Below are 19901 nucleotides of genomic sequence, written 5' to 3' on the forward strand. Positions count from 1 at the left end.
CAAGTGAGCAAGCATTCAGGTAAGATAGGCCTGTACCTTCTGCTTATTGTGGCACTGATCGCAGGATATCTGTATCTCAATGACCAGGTATCTACCCAGGGCAGCTACACAATGGGCCAGCTGGAAAAGGCTCTGGAAGAAGACAAAGTGACGGATGCGGTGATCCATCAGAACAGAGAAGTGCCCACCGGTTATGTAACAGCAAACATTGTTTCAGACGGTCAGAAGACAGTCTATGTAACCGATGTAAAGGAAGCGGAGGAGCTTCTTGAAGAACATGGTATCGATCCGACGATCCGCAATGTACCCAAGGACAGCTCCATGATCGGAACGGTACTTCCGGTAGTGCTTACCGGCGCGATCCTTATCTTTTTCTTTATGATGATGAACCGGCAGATGTCCGGAGGCGGCGGAAGCAATGCGAAGATGATGAACTTCGGAAAAAGCAGAGCAAGGATGTCATCCCCTGATGATAAGAAAGTAACATTCAAAGATGTTGCAGGTCTTCAGGAGGAGAAGGAGGATCTGGAGGAGGTAGTTGACTTCCTGAAATCCCCTCAGAAGTATACGAAGGTAGGTGCCAGGATCCCGAAGGGAGTGATCCTTGTGGGCCCTCCTGGAACAGGTAAAACCCTTCTCGCGAAGGCAGTTGCAGGAGAGGCCGGAGTTCCGTTTTTCTCCATTTCAGGATCCGATTTCGTGGAGATGTTTGTTGGTGTCGGTGCTTCCCGTGTACGAGATCTTTTTGAAGAGGGCAAGCGTCATGCACCGTGCATCATCTTTATTGATGAGATCGATGCGGTAGCCCGTCAGAGGGGAACCGGTATGGGCGGCGGCCACGATGAGAGAGAACAGACGCTGAACCAGCTTCTTGTAGAGATGGATGGTTTTGGAGTAAATGAAGGAATCATCGTAATGGCAGCGACCAACCGTGTGGATATTCTGGATCCTGCGATCCTCCGTCCGGGACGATTTGACCGTAAAGTCGGTGTGGGACGCCCGGATGTCAAGGGCAGAGAAGAGATCCTTATGGTTCATGCCAAGGACAAACCGCTGGGAGATGATGTGGATCTTCGCCAGATCGCCCAGACAACCGCAGGATTTACAGGCGCAGATCTGGAGAACCTTCTTAACGAAGCTGCCATTGATGCTGCAAAAGAGGGTCGTCCTTATATCATGCAGAAGGATATCAAAAAAGCATTCATCAAGGTTGGGATCGGTGCAGAAAAGAAGAGCAAGGTCATCTCTGATAAAGAGAAAAAGATCACAGCTTATCATGAAGCAGGCCATGCGATCCTGTTCCATGTACTTCCTCATATGGATCCGGTATACACCATTTCCATTATTCCTACGGGAATGGGAGCTGCCGGCTACACCATGCCGCTGCCGGATAATGATGAGATGTTTAATACAAAGAACAAAATGCTGGAGGATATCACCACGCTTCTTGGCGGACGTGTGGCTGAGGAGATTATCTTCGGAGATATCACCACCGGTGCTTCCAATGATATCAAACGTGCCACAGAGACTGCACGCTCTATGGTAATGAAATACGGCATGTCTGAAAAAATCGGTCTGATCGCTTATGGCAACGATGACGATGAGGTATTTATCGGCCGTGATCTGGCACATACCAGAGGCTACAGTGAGGAAGTGGCAAGAGAGATTGATGGGGAGATTTCCCGTATCATCCGTGAGTGCCATGAGAATGCAGAGAGCATCATCCGTGAGAATATCGGCGTTCTTCACAGCTGTGCGGCCCTTCTTCTCGAGAAGGAAAAGATACATCGTGAAGAGTTCGAAGCACTTTTTACAACAGAAAAAGAAGAGGTTGCAAAAACAAACGAATAAAATGCACAAAAAAACATATTGAATTTTGTGAACTTTGTGCACACTTTTTGGTGGACACATGGTACTATAAATACCGTAAAAACCCCCCAATACATTATATAGTTTTTGCTACACCCCATAAGAAGAAATACCTTCTCCAAAAAAGGCAGCCTAACCAGCTGTCTTTTTTACTGTCCAAAAATAAAAGATGAATTATGGAGAAAACATATATATGCTTGCGGGATGGAAAAAATTAAGATAATATATTTAAAAACATGGTACTAAAGACGGAATGAGGAAAATAGAATGTTATATGAAAGCATGGAGACTGCAAAGAAGATGCGGTATATACTCAATATGAGTCCGGTATTAAATAAAGACGCAATGTTCAGTGACGGGACGGAATATTACCGTACACCTGTGGAGCCACGGGAAGGTGATACAGTTACGATCCGTTTTCGTACCCAGAGAAATAATGTGGACAACGTCTGTCTTGTGCATGACGGAGAATATCTGGAAATGAAGTGGGAAAAAACTTCCGGAAGCTTTGATTATTATACTGCACAGATCGTAATGGAAAAAAATCCTGTACGATATTACTTTGAGATCCATTCAGGACTTGTTACCTGTTATTATGATACAAATGGTGTAAGCACCAGACATGAGGAAAGGACAGAATTTGAGATCTATCCCGGATATCATGTGCCTGAGTGGCTGAAGGGTGCTGTGATGTATCAGATTTATGTAGATCGTTTCTGTAACGGAGATCCTTCCAATGATGTGGAAACAGGGGAATATTTCTATATCGGGGACACTTCCGTAAAAGTGGATAACTGGGAAAAGGTTCCGGCTGTGATGGGTGTCCGGGAATTTTATGGCGGCGATCTTCAGGGAGTTATGGATAAGCTGGATTATATTCAGGAGCTTGGAGTGGATGTGATCTATCTGAATCCGATCTTTGTCTCTCCCAGCAACCATAAGTATGACTGTCAGGATTACGATCATATCGATCCGCATATCGGAAGGATCGTAGAGGACTGTGATGGTCTGTTAAGTCCCGGAGACAGTGACAACAGTCATGCCCTTAAGTATATCCGCCGTGTGACCAATAAACGGAATTTGGAGGCCAGTAATAAGCTTTTTCAGGAGCTTGTGGAGGAAATTCACAGAAGAGGAATGAAAGTGATCCTGGATGGGGTATTTAACCATTGCGGATCCTTTAATAAATGGATGGACAGGGAACGGATCTACGAAAATCAGGAAGGCTACGAAAAGGGGGCCTATGTTTCGGCGGACAGCCCTTATCGTTCTTTCTTCTGCTTTCAGGATCAGAACCGCTGGCCCTATAATCCAACCTATGACGGCTGGTGGACCCATGATACCCTGCCAAAGCTGAACTACGAAGAATCTGAGGAGCTTTGCCGGACGATCCTTGATGTGGGCAGAAAATGGGTTTCGCCGCCGTATAACGTAGACGGATGGAGACTGGATGTAGCTGCAGATCTGGGCCACAGCAATGATTTTAACCATCACTTCTGGAAAGCGTTCCGGAGGACAGTAAAAGAAGCCAATCCTGATGCAGTGATCCTTGCAGAACACTACGGAAATCCGGAAAGCTGGCTTCGCGGTGATGAGTGGGATACAGTTATGAACTATGATGCTTTTATGGAGCCTGTAACGTGGTTCCTGACCGGAATGGAGAAGCACAGTGATGAGTACCGGGAGGACCTTTATGGCAACAGTGAGGCCTTTATCGGGGCGATGAAGCATCATATGCAGTCTTTGCATATGGGAGCGCTTTATGGAGCCATGAATGAGCTTTCAAACCATGACCATTCCAGATTTCTGACAAGGACCAATCACAGAGTAGGAAGGCTTTCCTACGCAGGCGCAGAGGCAGCATCTGCAGGTATCAATCCTGCTATCATGAGAGAGGCTGTTGTGATCCAGATGACGTGGCCTGGTGCGCCTACGGTATATTACGGGGATGAGGCCGGCGTCTGCGGCTTTACAGATCCGGATAACCGCAGAACTTATCCCTGGGGAAAAGAAGACCAGGAGATGCTGGACTTTCATAAACGTATGATCTGCATACACAAGGCATATCCGATTCTTGCAAAGGGTTCCCTGGAATTTCTGTGGAACGATCATCAGGGCCTGAGCTATGGTCGTTTTTCTGATTCTGAACAGATCATAGTGATCCTCAATAATCAGGATCAGGAGAGAGACATAAGGGTAACAGCCTGGAAAACCGGTGTAAGCCGGAAAGAAGCAACGGCTTTTCAGCGCCTGATGCTTTCTTCCGGAGAGGGTTATACGGAAATGCCGGAAGAATATATTGCAGATGCAGGGATTCTTCAGGTGAAGATGCCTGCATACGGAGCGATGGTGCTTCACCACAGGGCAAGGGATAAATACAAATGATGTACGAGTAAGGCAGAGAAAAAAGCCAATCTGTTCTTCCATTAGGAAGCGGATTGGCTTTTTTCATTGTGTTTTATGGGTTATTCTTCTGTAACGTGTTCAAGTCCCTGATTCATGATGGTTGCCACATGGCTGTCTGCCAGGGAGTAGTAAATGGTTTTTCCATCTCTTCGAAATTTGACCAGTGACATCTGCTTCAGTACCCGGAGTTGATGTGAAATAGCACTCTGGGTCATGGAAAGACGATCGGCAATATCCTGAACACAGAGCTCTTCCACAGAAAGTACGTACAGGATACGAATCCTGGTAGGATCACCGAAAACCTTGAACAGGTCGGCAAGCCGGTACAGTGTATCATCATTGATCGGGTAATCTATATGTGTTTTCTTCATTTGCGCATCCTCCAAACTGTTAACTTCTATTGTAGCTGAAAAAAACGCACCGGTCAAATTCTTTTCTGCATCACTGGGGAGTTGTATGGATCCACTGCAGGATATCTGCCCTGCAGAACGGATCTTATTTTTTATACAGGATACGAATGGAATTCAGCACGCAGATCATGGCAACGCCAGTGTCTGCAAATACGGCCATCCACATGTTGGCATGTCCGGCAAGACCAAGGATCATAACTGCGATCTTGATCACCAGGGCAAATATTACGTTCTGCCATGCAATACGGTTTGTGCTTCGTGCAATGGTGATGGACTGAGGGATCGCATCTACATTGGAATTCATAAATACGGCATCTGCGGCTTCAATGGCAGCATCTGCACCGCTTCCCATGGCAGCACCTACATCAGCACCTGCAAGAACAGGAGCGTCGTTGATACCGTCACCAACAAACATAACAGTTCCATGTGCCTGGCGGACCTTTTTCAGGGCATTGAGCTTATCCTCCGGAAGAAGCTTTGCATAGATCTCATCGATTCCGGCATCTTTTCCTACAGCCTGTGCACTGTCTTCGGAGTCTCCGGTAAGCATAACAGTGTGGAGACCAAGCTTTTTCAGAGAAGCAATGGCTTCCTTTGCGTCAGGTTTGATGGTATCGGAGATCAGCATATATCCTGCGAAGGTTCCGTTTACTGCCATAAATACTTCAGAGCCGTAAGCGGCTTCCTTTAATTCTCCGATTGTAATTCCGAATTTATCCATCAGCTTGCGATTTCCGCAGAGAACTTTTCCCTCCGGCATTTCCGCAACGATCCCATGACCGGAAATTTCTTCCAGGGAGATCGGTTTTTCAAATTGGATTCCACGTTCTATTGCGGCAGCAACGATGCTGTTCGCAATGGGATGTGTGGAGTTTTGTTCACAGCCTGCACACATGGAAAGGAGGTCGTTTTCCGTGTATTTACCGGTGACAACAACCTTCTGAAGCTGGAAGTTGCCTTCTGTGATAGTGCCGGTCTTATCCATGATCACAGCGCCGAGCTTACTTAATCCTTCGATGGAAAGGCCACCCTTGAAAAGGATACCCTTTTTGGAACCGGCACCGATCCCGGAGAAAAAGGCCAGCGGGATACTAAGTACAAGAGCACAAGGGCAGCTCATTACCAGGAAAGTAATGGCTGTGTAGATCCAGTAATGCCAGTTTCCGGTAACAAGGGATGGGAGTATGGCAGTTGCCACTGCGATTCCTACAACACAAGGAGTATAAACCCTGGCAAAGCGTGTGATAAAGCGGTCAATCTTCGGTTTGCTTGCTGCTGCGTTTTCTACGGAATCCAGAATACGAGTGACCATGGATTCTTCCAGAGGTTTTTCTACGCGGATCTTAAGCTGTCCGGAGGTGTTGACGCAGCCGGAAGTGATCTCATCACCTTCATTTACAGCAACCGGTACAGGCTCTCCTGTGATCGGAGAAGTGTCGATGCGGCTGTTTCCCTCAATTACGATACCATCAAGAGGGATGCGGTCTCCGGGACGGACCAGAAGAATGTCTCCGATCTGAGCCTCTTCAGAGGGAATTACCTGGATATCATCGCCTGTGACCAGATTTACTACTTCCGGACGAAGGTCTACGGCATCCATGATCTGTCCGCGGCTTCGTTCAACGGCTTTTTCCTCAAAAAGCTCGCCAATGCGGTAGAAGAGCATAACGCCTACGGCCTCAGCGGAATCATTGATGGCAAAAGCGGCAAGAGTTGCAATGCTCATGAGAAAGTTTTCGTCAAAAATCTGTCCGTGAGAGATGTTTTTGGCAGCTTTTACAACGATAACACCACCAAGTGCCAGGTATGCGATCACAAATACAGGAAGAGTGGCACTGGTGCCTAAGCCTTTGTGTTCCATGATCTCTCCGGCAACGAAGAGTACTGCACCGATGATAATGCAGATGATATCTACGTTTTCCCTGGAGAAAAATTTCTTCTTGGAAGCGGTTGGGTGAGTCACTGCTTTTGTGGACTGAGCCTTTGGCTTCGGATCCTTTTCTTTTACAAGAACTTCGGATTCAATGGATGTACAGATCTTGCGGATCTGATCCAGGTATCGATCCGGATTCTTTGCAGTTAAGCGAAGCTGTTTTGTTGCAAAAGTGATGGTTGCTTCGGAAATGCCTTCAAGGTTTGCGATTTGTTCCTCCATTTTGGAAGCGCAGTGAGCGCAGCCCAGATTTTCCAGAAGATATGTCTTAGTTGTTGTGTCAGTGGAAGCTGCCGGAGCTGGATTTCTCGGAACAACTTTAACTTCAGATTCAATGGATGTGCAGATCTTGCGGATATGCGGAAGCAGAGCGTCTGGATCTGCAGCCCTTAAGCGAAGCTGTTTTGTTGCAAAAGTAATGGTAGCGCTTTCTACGCCTTCAAGAGCCTGGATCCGTTCCTCCATTTTGGAAGCACAGTGAGCGCAGCCGAGGTTCTCCAGAATGTAGATACGCTTTGCGGTGAGAGCATTGTGGGAGTGAACGTGGTGCTCATGGTCATGATCTCCGCAGCCACAGCCGTAGTGTTCGTCATGGTGGTGATGGTGCTCATGCTCGTGATGTTCGTGCTCGTGCTCCTCGCAACCACAGCTACAGTGTTCATCGTGGTGCACATGCTCGTGTTCATGGTGTTCGTGTCCGTGCTCCTTGCAACCACAGCTACAGTGTTCATCGTGGTGCTCATGTTCATGATGTTCGTGCTCGTGCTCCTCGCAACCACAGTTACAGTGTTCATCGTGGTGCACATGCTCATGCTCATGTTCATGGTGTTCGTGCTTATGCTCCTCGCAACCACAGCTACAGTGTTCACCGTGGTGCACATGCTCATGTTCATGGTGTTTGTGCTCGTGCTCCTCGCAACCACAGTTACAGTGTTCATCGTGGTGCACATGCTCATGCTCATGGTGTTCGTGCTCGTGCTCCTCGCAACCACAGTTACAGTGTTCATCGTGGTGCACATGCTCATGTTCATGGTGTTTGTGCTCGTGCTCCTCGCAACCACAGCTACAGTGTTCATCGAGGTGCACATGCTCGTGTTCGTGGTGTTCATGGTCGTGATCTTCGCAGCCACAGCCGCAGTGCTCGTCATGGTGGTGATGGTGCTCATGATCATGATGTGCTTCATGCTCATCATGGCTGTGATGCGCATGATCGTGACCACAGCCGCAACCGCAGGAATTTGCGGACTCCATGGAATCTTTCTTTAATTTTTCTTCCATATGAACTCTCCTTGCTGATTTGTTTGTCTTTTTATATGAATATATGAATCAATGTTCATATGACTATTTAATCATATATAAAAATCTTTGTCAACAGCTTTTCAAAAAACGGATCAAAGAAAAGTGAAATTTATTGCAAAAGAAATATAGAAAATATTAATATATTCTGAAAAAATAATCTATTTTATTATTTATATTTAACATGTTATACTTTCAGCAAGTAAAGAAAGAAAGAAAGGAAGGTAGCAACATGTACAGTATCGACTTAAACAGTGACATGGGTGAGAGCTTTGGTGCATATAAGCTTGGCGGCGATGAAGAAATCATCAAATATGTCACAACAGCAAATGTAGCATGTGGCTGGCATGCAGGCGATCCGATGGTAATGGATAAGGTAGTCCGCATGGCAAAGGAACGTGGCGTTATGGTTGGAGCCCATCCTGGATATCCGGATCTTCTTGGCTTTGGACGAAGAAAGATGGTTCTCTCTCATGATGAAGTTAAGAATTACGTCAGATATCAGATCGGAGCCCTGGCTGCTTTCACTAAGAGCTACGGAATGAAGCTTCAGCATGTCGCTCCTCATGGAGCAATGGGTAATGCCTGCCAGTATGACGAGGACATTTCCACAGCAATCTGCGAGGCAATCTGTGAGTATGACAAAGATCTGATCGTTTACTACTGTGCAGGTGCAGTTCTTGGAGATATCGCCGAGAGCAAGGGACTTCGTACAGCATCTGAGATTTTTGCAGATCGTGCATACATGGATGATCTTTCTCTTGTACCGAGAAAGATGGAGGGATCCATGATCACAGATGAGAACGTTGCCATCGAAAGATGCGTGAAAATGATCAAAGAAGGTAAAGTCACATCCATCAACGGAAAAGAGCTTGACATCAAGGGTGACACACTCTGTGTACACGGAGACGGACCGAAGGCACTTGCTTTTGTACAGAGGATCCGTGAGAAATTCACAGAAGAAGGTATTGAGATCAAACACTTATAGAAACTAAATAAAGTACATTCATATGAGAGATAGAATGCCGGATAAATCAAAGGAGATTTAAAACAAGGGATTACTGCGATGATTTGTCCGGCTCTTTTTATATGAAAATGTGTACTTTTTTAGGATAAGAAAGGAAAGGGTGGAAACTATGGCAAAAGAGAAAAAACAGAACAACATAGTAAGAAACATGATGATCGCTCTGGTCGGCGGTCTGGTCGTAGGACTTGGATTCATGCTTCTGAAACAGCAGATGTCTGAGGGAACATGGAACGTGATCAATGCACTTCTGTTCCAGGATATCACAGCAGATCAGGGATTTCATTCCATCGGTCTCTTCTATATTATCGGACAGCTGTTCATGAGGGGATTACAGATGGCGATCGTACCGCTGGTACTTGTATCCTTAAGCCTTGCAATGTGCAGTATTTCCAGCTCTTCCAAGCTGGGAAGAATCGCAGGGCGTACACTGATTGGATTCTTCTGTTTCTATGTAGTAGGCGCATGCATCGCAGGTATCGTTGCATTTGCAATGAAATCTGCAGGCTTCTTCAATGTTAAGCTTCCGGCAGAGGCAGTTACAGAGGCTGCAACACTGGATCAGTTTAACCCGCTTGCAACAATCGTAACAGCAGTTCCGTCCAACATCGGAACCGCATTCAGCAGCAACAACAGTATCCTTGCAGTTGTAGTAGTAGCTATCGTTCTCGGACTTTGCATGAACGCACTTGGTGACAAGGTGGATCCTCTGAAAAAAGTTCTTGAAAATTTCAGCGATATCATCAACCTGTACCTTACATTCCTGATCAACAAGGTTGGTCCTGTTGCAATCTTCTGCCTGATCTCCCGTACATTCGCAATTTACGGAGCAGAGTATCTGGCACCTGCAGCTGCTTATATTGTAGGTGCAATGCTGACACTGTTTGTACTTGTAGTTACGATTTACCCGATCGGTATCGGTCTTACAACAGGCTTAAGCCCGATGAAATTCCTCAAGAAGATCGCTAAGGTCGGTGTATTCGGATTCTCCACAAACTCTTCTGCAGCATGCCTTCCGCTGAACACCAGAACATGCCTTGATGAGCTTGGATGCTCTCAGGAGATCACAAGCTTCGTACTTCCAACAGGTATGACCATCAACATGAACGGAACAACAGTTATGCATATGTTTGCAGTAACCTTTATTGCAACAGCATCCGGAATCGACATCACACCGGCAAACCTGATCACAGTTGCATTCCTTTCCATCTGTGCAGCAATGGGCTGCCCGGCTATCCCGATCGCAGGTACAACTCTGATCGTAACCATCCTTTCCGGTATGGGCTGGACATCTGATCTTTGCATGATCGCATATGCACTTGTTGTAGCAATCAACCGTCCGGTTGAGATGGCACTTCTTCCGCTTAACGTAATCGGTGATGCAACAGTCAACGTTATCGTTAACAAGAAAGAGAATGAGCTTGACGTAAACAAATATAACGCGTAAGTAAATATAAAAAGTCTTAATATTATACATACAAATTATTAAATTGACTTAATATTACTACGATGATACCATTTAAGCGTATAGTTGAGACATCAGCTATACGCTTAAATACTAAATGGACATGAATGAACAGCTGTGCAGACGATTTGCTCATCTGCACAGGCACAGTCCGGAATTTACAGAGTAAAACAGCGGGACAGCCGCAGAAAAATAAAAGGGTTCAGGAGGAAATGAATATGGAGTACAAGACAGCGAAAAGAATGGAATGCCTTCCGTTTTCCGGTATCCGTGCAGTAATGGAAAAAGCAAACAAAATGCAGCAGGCAGGAGAAAAGATCATTCACCTGGAGATCGGACGTCCGGATTTTGATACACCTGAGAAGATCAAAAAGGCAGCAAACGAGAGCCTTGCAGCAGGACATGTGTTTTACACATCCAACTACGGTATCCCGAAACTGAGAGAGGCCATTGCAAAATGGGAGAACGAGAACCATGGTACAGATTATGAAGCATCTGAAGTTCTTGTAACAGTAGGTGTTGGTGAGGCAACTTTCGCATCCATGGACGCTTTCCTGGATCCCGGCGATGAGATCCTTGTCCCGAACCCGGTATGGCTGAACTACATCCATGTTCCGTCAGCACTTGGAGCAGTACCTGTAACATACAGCCTGAGAGAAGAGAACGATTATCAGATCGACTTTGAGGAGATGGAGTCAAAGATCACAGACAAGACAAAGATGATCGTAGTTGTTAACCCAAGCAACCCGACCGGCGGTGTGTTTTCCAGAGAGACACTTGAGAAATTAAGTGAGATCGCCATCAGACATGACCTTCTTGTGATCGCGGATGAGATCTACAGCCAGCTTGTATACGATGGAACAGAGCATGTAAGCATCGCATCCCTTCCGGGAATGAAAGAGCGTACCATTACATTAGGAGGCTTTTCAAAAGCTTACTCAATGACAGGCTGGAGACTTGGATATATGTGTGCACCGGTTGGAATCATCCAGGCATGCGTACGTGTTCATCAGTATACCGTTACCTGCGCTTCTTCCTTCGTACAGGAAGCAGCACTTACCGCATTAAGTGACTGTGCAGAAGATGTTGAGGCAATGAGAAAGGAATATCAGAGAAGAAAAGATTATGTGGTAAAGGCTCTGAACGAGATCGATGGGATCAGCTGCAATAACCCACATGGCGCTTTTTATATCTTCGTAAATATCAAGAGCCTTGGAATGACTTCTATGGAGGTGGCCGAGTATCTTCTTGACAATGCAAAGATCGCCCTAGTACCTGGCTCCGCATTCGGCTCCGAAGGTGAGGGATACTTAAGAATTTCCTATGCATGCAGCTATGAGGATCTTCAGGAAGCATGTGCAAGGATTAAAAAAGCAGTGGAAGAGCTGAAAAACAAATGATCAGATAAAAAATATCCACCGCTTTTGTGGTAAAAAGCGGTGGATCAAAATCCTGGTATAACTAATATAAGAAGAAACGGTAAAGCAGAAAATGTTCCTGACGGACTTGTGCTTACCGTTTTTTTTATTTCTGCCGTTCCCATACCTGGCCGATCGGGAAGGACGGAGTGGATTCTGCAAGAAAGTCTTCCAGTGCATTTTCAAAGAATTCCACGGCACGTTTGCTGGTGGATTTTGGATATTTATGTTTGATCTTATAGCAAACACGATTTGGCGGCGTGTTTTTCAGTTCACTGATAAAAAGAGGCCGGTAATGGGAAAGCTCCAGGATCACAGACTGTGGTGCGACCATCCAGTTTCCCGGCTTTTTCCAGAGACGGTCCAAAAGTGTGATGGTATCTGCCGCAATGTGAGGCCTGGAAGCGGAGGAAAGCCAGCGGTCATGCCAGATCTGATAATTGTCATCCCAGCTTAAAAACAGCTCCAGGGATGGATCCAGCTCATCGGTATGTATTGCCGGAGCCGGAATCACTGGCTGATCCGATTGTACCAGATAAAGCTTTTCTTCGAAGATTTTCTCTGTTATGATATTCTTGTAATGCAATTTGTGGTAGACAAATCCGATATCAATGCTGTGTTCTCCAAGAAGACCGTAGAGCTCTGAAGAGTGATGGGACTCGATGTTCAGGTCCAGCTTAGTCTGCTCATTTAAGATCCTGTCATACAGTGGTGCGAAAACAGCTACGTTCAGGCTGTCTGTACAGCCTATGGTAAGCAGCAGAGAATCCTGATTGCGCTGCAGCTCCATAGTTTCCTTCCAGAGAGACATCCAGCGTTCTGCAAGGATGATAAAATCTGTTCCCTTGGCAGTCAGTTCCACCTGCTTATGGCCTTTCTGACGGATCACAAGGGGGAAACCCAGTTCGTTCTCCAGAGATGTGAGCCGGTGGCTGACAGTAGGCTGGGAAAGAAAAAGAAGATCCGCTGTACGGGTGATGCTCTTGGTATTTACAATGGTGAGAAAGGTTTCGATTTCAGCAAGGTTCATATGAACAGCTCCTTTTCTTTTGTTTTATCTATAGGGTAGTTTAAGCTTTGATAATATAAAAATTATTTATATTATACAGAGAAATTATTCGTTATTCAATAGTAAGCTTGTATGATATGATAAATACAACTCAAAAAGAAAATCAAAAGAAGAGAGGTTTTCATATGGCATTAGGATGTAGAATCAGACGAAACTTTGAAAGACCGTCAAAAGAATTAGTAGAAGCCTTCCGTGGGATTCCGGTTGCAAATATTGATGATAACTGTGGAAGGATCGCTGCTGTAGATTCCAGCATTTTCCCTCTGAACCCGAAGGCAAGACTTCTGGGAACTGCATTTACAGTAAATGCACCGGCAGGAGATAACCTTTTGTTCCATAAAGCACTGGATATGGCTCAGCCGGGAGATGTTATCGTTCTTGCAAACAAAGGAAGCCTGAGCAGAGCACTTTGCGGCGAGATCATGAGCAACTATGCGAAATCCAGAGGAATCGCAGGAATCATCATTGACGGATGTGTTCGTGACAGCTATACATTAAGTCAGATGGATTTCCCTGTATATGCAAAAGGTATCACACCAAACGGACCATACAAAAACGGCCCGGGAGAGATGAACTTCCCGGTATCTTTCGCAGGAATCGTTATCAATCCTGGTGATATCATTGTAGGAGACTCTGACGGACTTCTTGCTATCAGACCGGATGAGCACACAGCAGAGCTTGCAGAGATCGCAAGAAAATACCATGCTGGTGAGGAAAAACAGCTTGAGGGAATCCTGACACGCGGTGAGTGGCCACGTCCATGGGTTGACGAAACTCTCAAAAAAGTCGGATTTGAATTTGTAGACTAACCGAATAAAAGATACATACAGGAAGGTCTGTCACCACGTATGACGGGCCTTTTTGTCAAATTAAGAACGGAGGTAAGCTTAAATGGATGTGAAGTTCCTGATCGCAGGAGACAGAGCAGTTTCCGTTGAATTCGGCAGTGTGATCAGCCTTGAGGTCAATGCCAGGGTGCGTGCACTGGATGAAAAATTAAAAGAATCTCCAATTGAAGGCATGGTGGAAACAGTTCCGACCTATTGTGCACTGATCGTACATTACCGCCCGGAGGTGATCCGTTATTCCAGACTGGTGGAAGAACTGGAGAAGAGAATTGCAGACATGCATGAGGTTTCCACAACAACGAAGAAGGTTGTAAAAGAGATTCCGGTTTATTATGGCGGTGAGACCGGACCGGATCTGGAGTACTGTGCAGAGCTTGAGAATACTACAACAGAGGAAATTATCCGTAAGCATTCTCAGCACGAATATTATGTATACATGCTTGGGTTTGCACCGGGACATCCGTATATGGCCCGATTTGAGGAGCCCTTCAGCTTTAAGAGAAGAACCTCTCCGAGGGTAAAGATTCCTGCAAGATCCATTGTTGTCCAGCTGGCTCTGTCTGATTTTATTCCTTTTGAGCAGCCGTGTGGATGGAATATCATCGGAAGTACACCTCTTGATATCTGTAATTTTACAAAGGAGGATCCGTTCCTTGTACGTGCCGGTGACTGGGTAAAGCATGTACCTGTCACAAAAACGGAGTATGATCAGATCCGAAGAGACGTGGAAAACGGTACCTATAAAGTGAAAACCTATACGCCACAGGATAACGGTTAAGAACGGAGGTCATGATATGGGAATTACAGTTGAAAACGGCGGGATCCTGACCACTGTTCAGGATGAGGGAAGATTCGGGAACCAGGCATTTGGTGTTTCTACATCCGGTGCCATGGATCCGCGTGCTTTCCATATTGCCAATCTTCTGGTAGGCAATAAAAAAACAGAGGGTGCTCTGGAGATGACTTTTATCGGACCAACCCTTACTTTTACCAGTGATAATATTATTGCGGTGACAGGTGGAGATCTGACACCGATGCTGGATGGACAGCCTTTCCCGATGTATAAAGCTGTTCTTGTAAAAAAAGGCCAGAAGCTGATGTTTGCAGGTGCCAGAAACGGAAGCCGCGGATATATCGCTTTTGCCGGCGGACTGGATATCCCGCTTGTGATGGGAAGTAAGTCTACTCTGCTTCGTAACCACATCGGCGGTGTGGACGGAAGAAAACTGGAAAAGGGCGACAGCATTGAGTTTACTGCTCCGAAGACAGAGCTTCCGAATATGGAACTCCGTCATGTTCCAGCAGAGATCTATCCTTCTGATGAGGTAGTTCTCCGTGTGGTTCTGGGACCACAGGAGAATGAATTTACGGAAGAAGGTGTTCGTAAATTTTTCTGGTACAGCGGTACGATCACCAATGAGTTTGATCGTATGGGCTGTCGTATCGAGAGAGAGCCGGTAGAGCATGCCGGTGACGGTAATATCAATACAGATGGTATTTCCATGGGATCGATTCAGGTTCCTTTAAACGGACAGCCGATCATTATGCTGGCAGACCGTCAGAGTACAGGCGGTTATCCAAAGATCGGTACTGTGATCACTGTGGATTTTGCCAAGATCGCCCAGGCACGTCCTGGTCAGAAGATACGTTTTGTTGAGGTCAGTCTGGACCTTGCCCAGGATTTGTATATCCGTGAGTTGAATGAAATGGATGCTCTGGATGAACGACTGAATGGAAAACTTTAATCAATATATATCACAAAAATATTTTAAAAGAAAGGTGAGTACGAATATGAAGATTGTTGTATTGGATGGCTACACAGAGAACCCTGGAGATTTAAGCTGGGACGCATTAAAAGAGCTTGGAGAGGTTACTGTTTATGACAGAACTTCCTACGAAGAGTCTCCGCTGATCGCTGAGCGTATCGGCGATGCTGAGATCGTTATTATCAATAAAACTCCGATTTCCAAGGAGACCATCGACAAGTGCCCGAACATGAAACTGATCGCTGTTCTGGCTACCGGTTATAATGTTGTTGATTACAACTATGCAAAAGAGAAAAATATTCCGGTTGTAAATGTTCCTACTTATGGTACACAGATCGTTGGTCAGTATGCTCTGGGTCTTCTTCTTGAGATCTGCTCTCACTATGGTCATCATGATGAGACGGTTAAGGCAGGCAAATGGGAGAATAATGCTGACTGGTGCTACTGGGATTATCCGATGATCGAGCTTTATGGAAAAACTGCCGGTATCATTGGCCTTGGTAGAATTGGACAGGCTACTGCCAAGCTTCTGAATGCGCTGGATATGAAGGTTCTTGCTTATGATGCTTATCAGAGTGAGGCTGGCGCAAAGCTTGCTGAGTATGTTTCTCTTGACGAGCTGTTTGCACAGTCTGATGTGATCTTCCTTCACTGCCCGCTTTTCCCGGAGACAGAGGGTATGATCAATAAAGAGAATATCGCGAAGATGAAGGATGGTGTTATCCTTATCAACAACAGCCGTGGTCAGCTGGTTGTTGAGCAGGATCTTGCGGATGCTCTGAACAGTGGCAAGGTTTATGCTGCTGGTCTTGATGTTGTTTCTACTGAGCCGATCAAAGGGGATAACCCGCTTCTTAAGGCTAAGAACTGCATCATCACTCCGCATATTTCCTGGGCTGCGCAGGCTTCCAGACAGAGAATTATGGATATTACGGTTGATAATATCAAGGCTTTTCTGGCTGGTAATACAGTTAACAGAGTTAATAAATAAGTATTTTTCGATGTTTCGATTTCCTATGTATGATGTGTGAGGGAAAGGCGGCTGTCTCGGTTTGGGGTGGCCGTCTTTTTCTGTGCATGGAAGGAGTGTGCGCAGGGTGGAAGGAGCGTACGCTGGGATGGTGGAACGAACGTACGCCGGGGATGTGACATCGGTTCGGGCAGGGCTCCGTCGGCGGATACTGCTAAGGCTCCGTGAATCGGCTAAAATCATTGTGCCAGGGGCTGAACTCGCCTTCGGCTCAAACAGCAGCCCCTGGCACAATAACGCCGATTCCCGCAGCCCAAGCAGTATCACACCTCCTCCACAGCAGCCCGAACCGATGCCACATCCCCGGCTGAAACTCCAACCGCAAGGGACGGAAGCGGACGTTTGCGTCCTGTCCTGAATTGTGAAAACGTGGCTGTATCGGCATAACGCCTCACATGCAACACCGAAGAATACAGCAACCAGTTCGGCACAGCGTCCCACGTCCAACACCGAAGCATACAGACAAAAGTCAACACCCTCCCGTCCTCCACAACCAAGAACTCCTTAAAAAAGGCCCAGGGGTGTGCAGAGGGGCGCGGCCTTGTGCCCCTTTGCGGTTTCCTTTTTCACAAAAAAATAGCCCCTACATCTCAAAGATGTAAGAGCTAAATTCGCTGGATGGAGAAGGATTCGAACCTTCGAAGGCGGTGCCAACAGATTTACAGTCTGCCCCCTTTGGCCACTCGGGAATCCATCCGTGAACAACAAATGTATTATATATAACATTTGATAAAATTGCAAGCTTTTTCTCAAAAAAAATAATAATTCCCACAGCATCAGCATTTTTGGTAAAATACTGGACTTACCAAAGGAAATCTGCTATTATGAGTACGGTTGGATATAAAGGACACGGTTTTTCCGTATCCTAATACAGGTTAGGAGGATTTTATCATGTTAGTAAACGCAACAGAAATGCTGAAAAAAGCAAAAGCAGGCCATTATGCAGTTGGTCAGTTCAACATCAACAACCTTGAGTGGACAAAAGCTATCCTTCAGACAGCTCAGGAGCTCAACTCTCCTGTAATCCTTGGTGTTTCCGAGGGTGCCGGTAAATACATGACAGGTTATAAGACAGTTGTAGGTATGGTTAACGGTATGATGGAAGAGCTGAACATCACTGTTCCGGTTGCTCTTCATCTTGACCACGGCAGCTATGATGGATGCCTGAAATGTGTTGAGGCTGGTTTCTCTTCCATTATGTTCGACGGATCTCATTATCCGATCGATGAGAACGTAGCTAAGACTAAAGAGCTGGTTAAGATCGTTGCTGAGCACAACATGTCTCTTGAGGCAGAGGTTGGTTCCATCGGCGGCGAGGAAGACGGTGTTGTTGGTATGGGCGAGTGCGCTGATCCTGAGGAGTGCAAGAGAGTTGCAGATCTCGGAATTAACTTCCTTGCAGCTGGTATCGGTAACATTCACGGAAAATATCCGGCTAACTGGCAGGGCTTAAGCTTTGAGACTCTGGATGCTATTCAGAAACTGACAGGAGATATGCCGCTTGTTCTTCACGGTGGTACAGGTATTCCGGCAGACATGATCAAGAAAGCGATCAGCCTTGGTGTTTCCAAGATCAATGTAAATACAGAGTGCCAGCTTGCATTTGCTGAAGCTACACGTAAATACATTGAAGAGGGTAAAGATCAGCAGGGTAAAGGATATGACCCACGTAAGCTTCTTGCACCTGGAGCAGAAGCGATTAAAGCTACTGTTAAAGAGAAAATGGAGCTTTTCGGATCTGTCAATAAAGCATGATGAATCGAAAATAATATATGAAAGAAGCCGGAATGGGAGCAAGCCTGTTCTGGCTTCTTTTTTCATGATAAAATATCAATATTTTCACTATATAAAAAAATCAACATGTTTCTTGATTTTTTTATATAGTGAAAATGACCTCTTCGATTTACAATAATATCAAGTCAATCGAGAAGCTGATTTGAAGCTTATCGGTCAGGAATATGCGAAATGGACGTTTTAAGCATATTCGCGAAACAAATTGAATATCATATAAGGTAAAGGAGAGGTACGATTATGAGAATGAAAAAAGCAACAGCATTTGGTCTTGCAGCTTTAATGGCAGCTACCATGATCCCGGCAGTTCCGGCTATGGCAAAAGGGGATGACAGTGAAGGCTCTGTTTATTATCTGAACTTTAAACCGGAGCAGGCAGATCAGTGGACAGATCTGGCAAAGAAATATACCGATGAGACTGGTGTACCTGTTACGGTTGTTACAGCTGCTTCCGGAACTTATGAGTCTACTCTGAAATCAGAGATGGCCAAGGATGAGGTTCCGACACTGTTCCAGGTTAACGGACCGGTTGGACTTGCATCCTGGAAGGATTATTGCTATGACCTGAAAGACAGCGATGTTTACAAAAATGTGGAGAGTGACGATTTCGTACTGAAGGATGACAGCGGTGCAGTTGACGGTATTGCTTATGTAATTGAAACATATGGACTTATTTACAACAAAGCGCTTCTTAAGAAATACTGTGAGATGGATGGCGCTGTGGTCAAGTCTGCAGATGAGATCAACAATTTTGAGACATTAAAGAAGGTTGCAGATGATATCCAGGCTAAGAAAGATGACCTTGGAGTTGACGGTGCATTTACTTCCGCAGGCTTTGATTCTTCCAGTGACTGGCGCTTCAAGACACACCTTGCAAACCTTCCGATCTATTATGAGTACAAAGAAGACGGAATCACATCCACAGATGCGATCAAAGGAACCTATCTTGATAACTTCAAGAACCTGTTTGACCTTTATATCACAGATTCTACCTGTGAGCCAAGCCTTCTTTCCAGCAAGACTATCGATGATGCAAATGCTGAATTTGGTCTTGGAGAGGCTGTGTTCTATCAGAATGGAACCTGGGCTTATGATAGCATCAAAGATAACGAAGTAGCAGACGAGGATATGGGAATGCTTCCGATCTATATTGGTGTAGATGGTGAAGAGGACCAGGGACTTTGCACAGGCAGTGAGAACTACTGGTGCGTAAATAAAAAAGCAGATGAGAAGGATATCCAGGCAACTCTTGATTTCCTCAGTTGGGTTATCACAAGTGATGAAGGAAGAGAATCTATAAGCCAGGAAATGGGATTTACAACACCATTCAAGACCTTTGATGAGAATTATGAGTCTACAAATCCGCTTGTAAAAGCAGCTAACGAATATGTAAAAGCTGGTAAAACTCCGGTTTCATGGAACTTCACAACCATGCCTTCTGAAGAGTGGAAAAACCAGGTCGGCAGTGCAATGCTTGAGTATGCACAGGGTACCGGTGAGTGGGATGCTGTGAAAACTGCATTTGTTGACGGATGGGCAAAAGAGTACAAAGCAGCAAATGAAGGCTGATAAGGTA

Annotated in this window: 15 protein-coding genes and 1 tRNA gene; 12 read left to right on the top strand and 4 right to left on the bottom strand. The window is 45.7% G+C overall.

From position 1 onward, the window contains the following. Positions 1-3 precede the first annotated feature (3 nt). Positions 4-1851 (top strand): ATP-dependent zinc metalloprotease FtsH, encoded by a 1848-nt coding sequence (ftsH, locus tag EYS05_RS11620; RefSeq protein ID WP_118624037.1) that lies wholly within the window; start codon positions 4-6, stop codon positions 1849-1851. Positions 1852-2136: 285 nt separating this feature from the next. Further along, the gene (locus tag EYS05_RS11625; protein WP_138277221.1) at positions 2137-4254 is read left to right on the top strand and encodes a glycoside hydrolase family 13 protein; all 2118 of its coding nucleotides are present in this window, start codon (positions 2137-2139) and stop codon (positions 4252-4254) included. 80 nt (positions 4255-4334) lie between these two features. Here EYS05_RS11625 and EYS05_RS11630 read toward each other — a convergent pair whose 3' ends face one another. Further along, on the bottom strand, positions 4335-4646 hold the full coding sequence (locus EYS05_RS11630; RefSeq protein ID WP_022427364.1) for an ArsR/SmtB family transcription factor: 312 nt from the start codon (positions 4644-4646) through the stop codon (positions 4335-4337). Positions 4647-4770: 124 nt separating this feature from the next. After that, complete coding sequence (locus tag EYS05_RS11635; RefSeq protein WP_243119091.1) at positions 4771-7083, bottom strand: heavy metal translocating P-type ATPase; 2313 nt, start codon at positions 7081-7083, stop codon at positions 4771-4773. Between the two features lie 12 nt (positions 7084-7095). Between EYS05_RS11635 and EYS05_RS17375 the strand changes: the two genes are divergently transcribed. The 4 genes from EYS05_RS17375 to EYS05_RS11655 all read left to right on the top strand — a co-directional run bounded on the left by EYS05_RS17375 (position 7096) and on the right by EYS05_RS11655 (position 11803). Continuing rightward, positions 7096-7884 carry a hypothetical protein gene (locus tag EYS05_RS17375; RefSeq protein WP_174235818.1) on the top strand — a complete coding sequence of 263 codons (789 nt, stop codon included), beginning with the start codon at positions 7096-7098 and terminating at the stop codon, positions 7882-7884. Positions 7885-8146: 262 nt separating this feature from the next. After that, entirely contained in the window at positions 8147-8902 is a 756-nt protein-coding gene (locus EYS05_RS11645; protein WP_118516190.1) for a LamB/YcsF family protein, read from the top strand. Positions 8903-9050: 148 nt separating this feature from the next. After that, positions 9051-10385 (top strand): dicarboxylate/amino acid:cation symporter, encoded by a 1335-nt coding sequence (locus tag EYS05_RS11650; protein ID WP_118624021.1) that lies wholly within the window; start codon positions 9051-9053, stop codon positions 10383-10385. Between the two features lie 236 nt (positions 10386-10621). Then, positions 10622-11803 carry a pyridoxal phosphate-dependent aminotransferase gene (locus tag EYS05_RS11655; RefSeq protein ID WP_118516201.1) on the top strand — a complete coding sequence of 394 codons (1182 nt, stop codon included), beginning with the start codon at positions 10622-10624 and terminating at the stop codon, positions 11801-11803. Between the two features lie 124 nt (positions 11804-11927). On the opposite strand, the gene EYS05_RS11660 is transcribed toward EYS05_RS11655, so the two are convergent. After that, positions 11928-12851 carry a LysR family transcriptional regulator gene (locus EYS05_RS11660; protein ID WP_118624019.1) on the bottom strand — a complete coding sequence of 308 codons (924 nt, stop codon included), beginning with the start codon at positions 12849-12851 and terminating at the stop codon, positions 11928-11930. 164 nt (positions 12852-13015) lie between these two features. Here EYS05_RS11660 and EYS05_RS11665 point away from each other — a divergent pair, with 164 nt between their 5' ends. The 4 genes from EYS05_RS11665 (at position 13016) to EYS05_RS11680 (ending at position 16495) form a co-directional block, all read left to right on the top strand. Continuing rightward, on the top strand, positions 13016-13699 hold the full coding sequence (locus tag EYS05_RS11665) for an RraA family protein (protein ID WP_118516192.1): 684 nt from the start codon (positions 13016-13018) through the stop codon (positions 13697-13699). Positions 13700-13781: 82 nt separating this feature from the next. After that, positions 13782-14516 carry a 5-oxoprolinase subunit PxpB gene (gene pxpB / locus EYS05_RS11670; RefSeq protein ID WP_138277222.1) on the top strand — a complete coding sequence of 245 codons (735 nt, stop codon included), beginning with the start codon at positions 13782-13784 and terminating at the stop codon, positions 14514-14516. Positions 14517-14532: 16 nt separating this feature from the next. Then, positions 14533-15483 carry a biotin-dependent carboxyltransferase family protein gene (locus EYS05_RS11675; RefSeq protein WP_138277223.1) on the top strand — a complete coding sequence of 317 codons (951 nt, stop codon included), beginning with the start codon at positions 14533-14535 and terminating at the stop codon, positions 15481-15483. Positions 15484-15529: 46 nt separating this feature from the next. After that, complete coding sequence (locus tag EYS05_RS11680; protein WP_138277224.1) at positions 15530-16495, top strand: D-2-hydroxyacid dehydrogenase; 966 nt, start codon at positions 15530-15532, stop codon at positions 16493-16495. A gap of 654 nt (positions 16496-17149) precedes the next feature. Here EYS05_RS11680 and EYS05_RS11685 read toward each other — a convergent pair. After that, a tRNA-Tyr gene (locus tag EYS05_RS11685) sits at positions 17150-17231 on the bottom strand. A gap of 194 nt (positions 17232-17425) precedes the next feature. Here EYS05_RS11685 and fba point away from each other — a divergent pair. Beyond that, on the top strand, positions 17426-18289 hold the full coding sequence (gene fba / locus EYS05_RS11690; RefSeq protein WP_015527136.1) for a class II fructose-1,6-bisphosphate aldolase: 864 nt from the start codon (positions 17426-17428) through the stop codon (positions 18287-18289). Between the two features lie 276 nt (positions 18290-18565). After that, on the top strand, positions 18566-19894 hold the full coding sequence (locus tag EYS05_RS11695) for an ABC transporter substrate-binding protein (protein WP_138277225.1): 1329 nt from the start codon (positions 18566-18568) through the stop codon (positions 19892-19894). Positions 19895-19901 lie beyond the last annotated feature (7 nt).

The organism is Blautia sp. SC05B48, from assembly GCF_005848555.1.
Classification (GTDB): Bacteria; Bacillota; Clostridia; order Lachnospirales; family Lachnospiraceae; genus Blautia_A.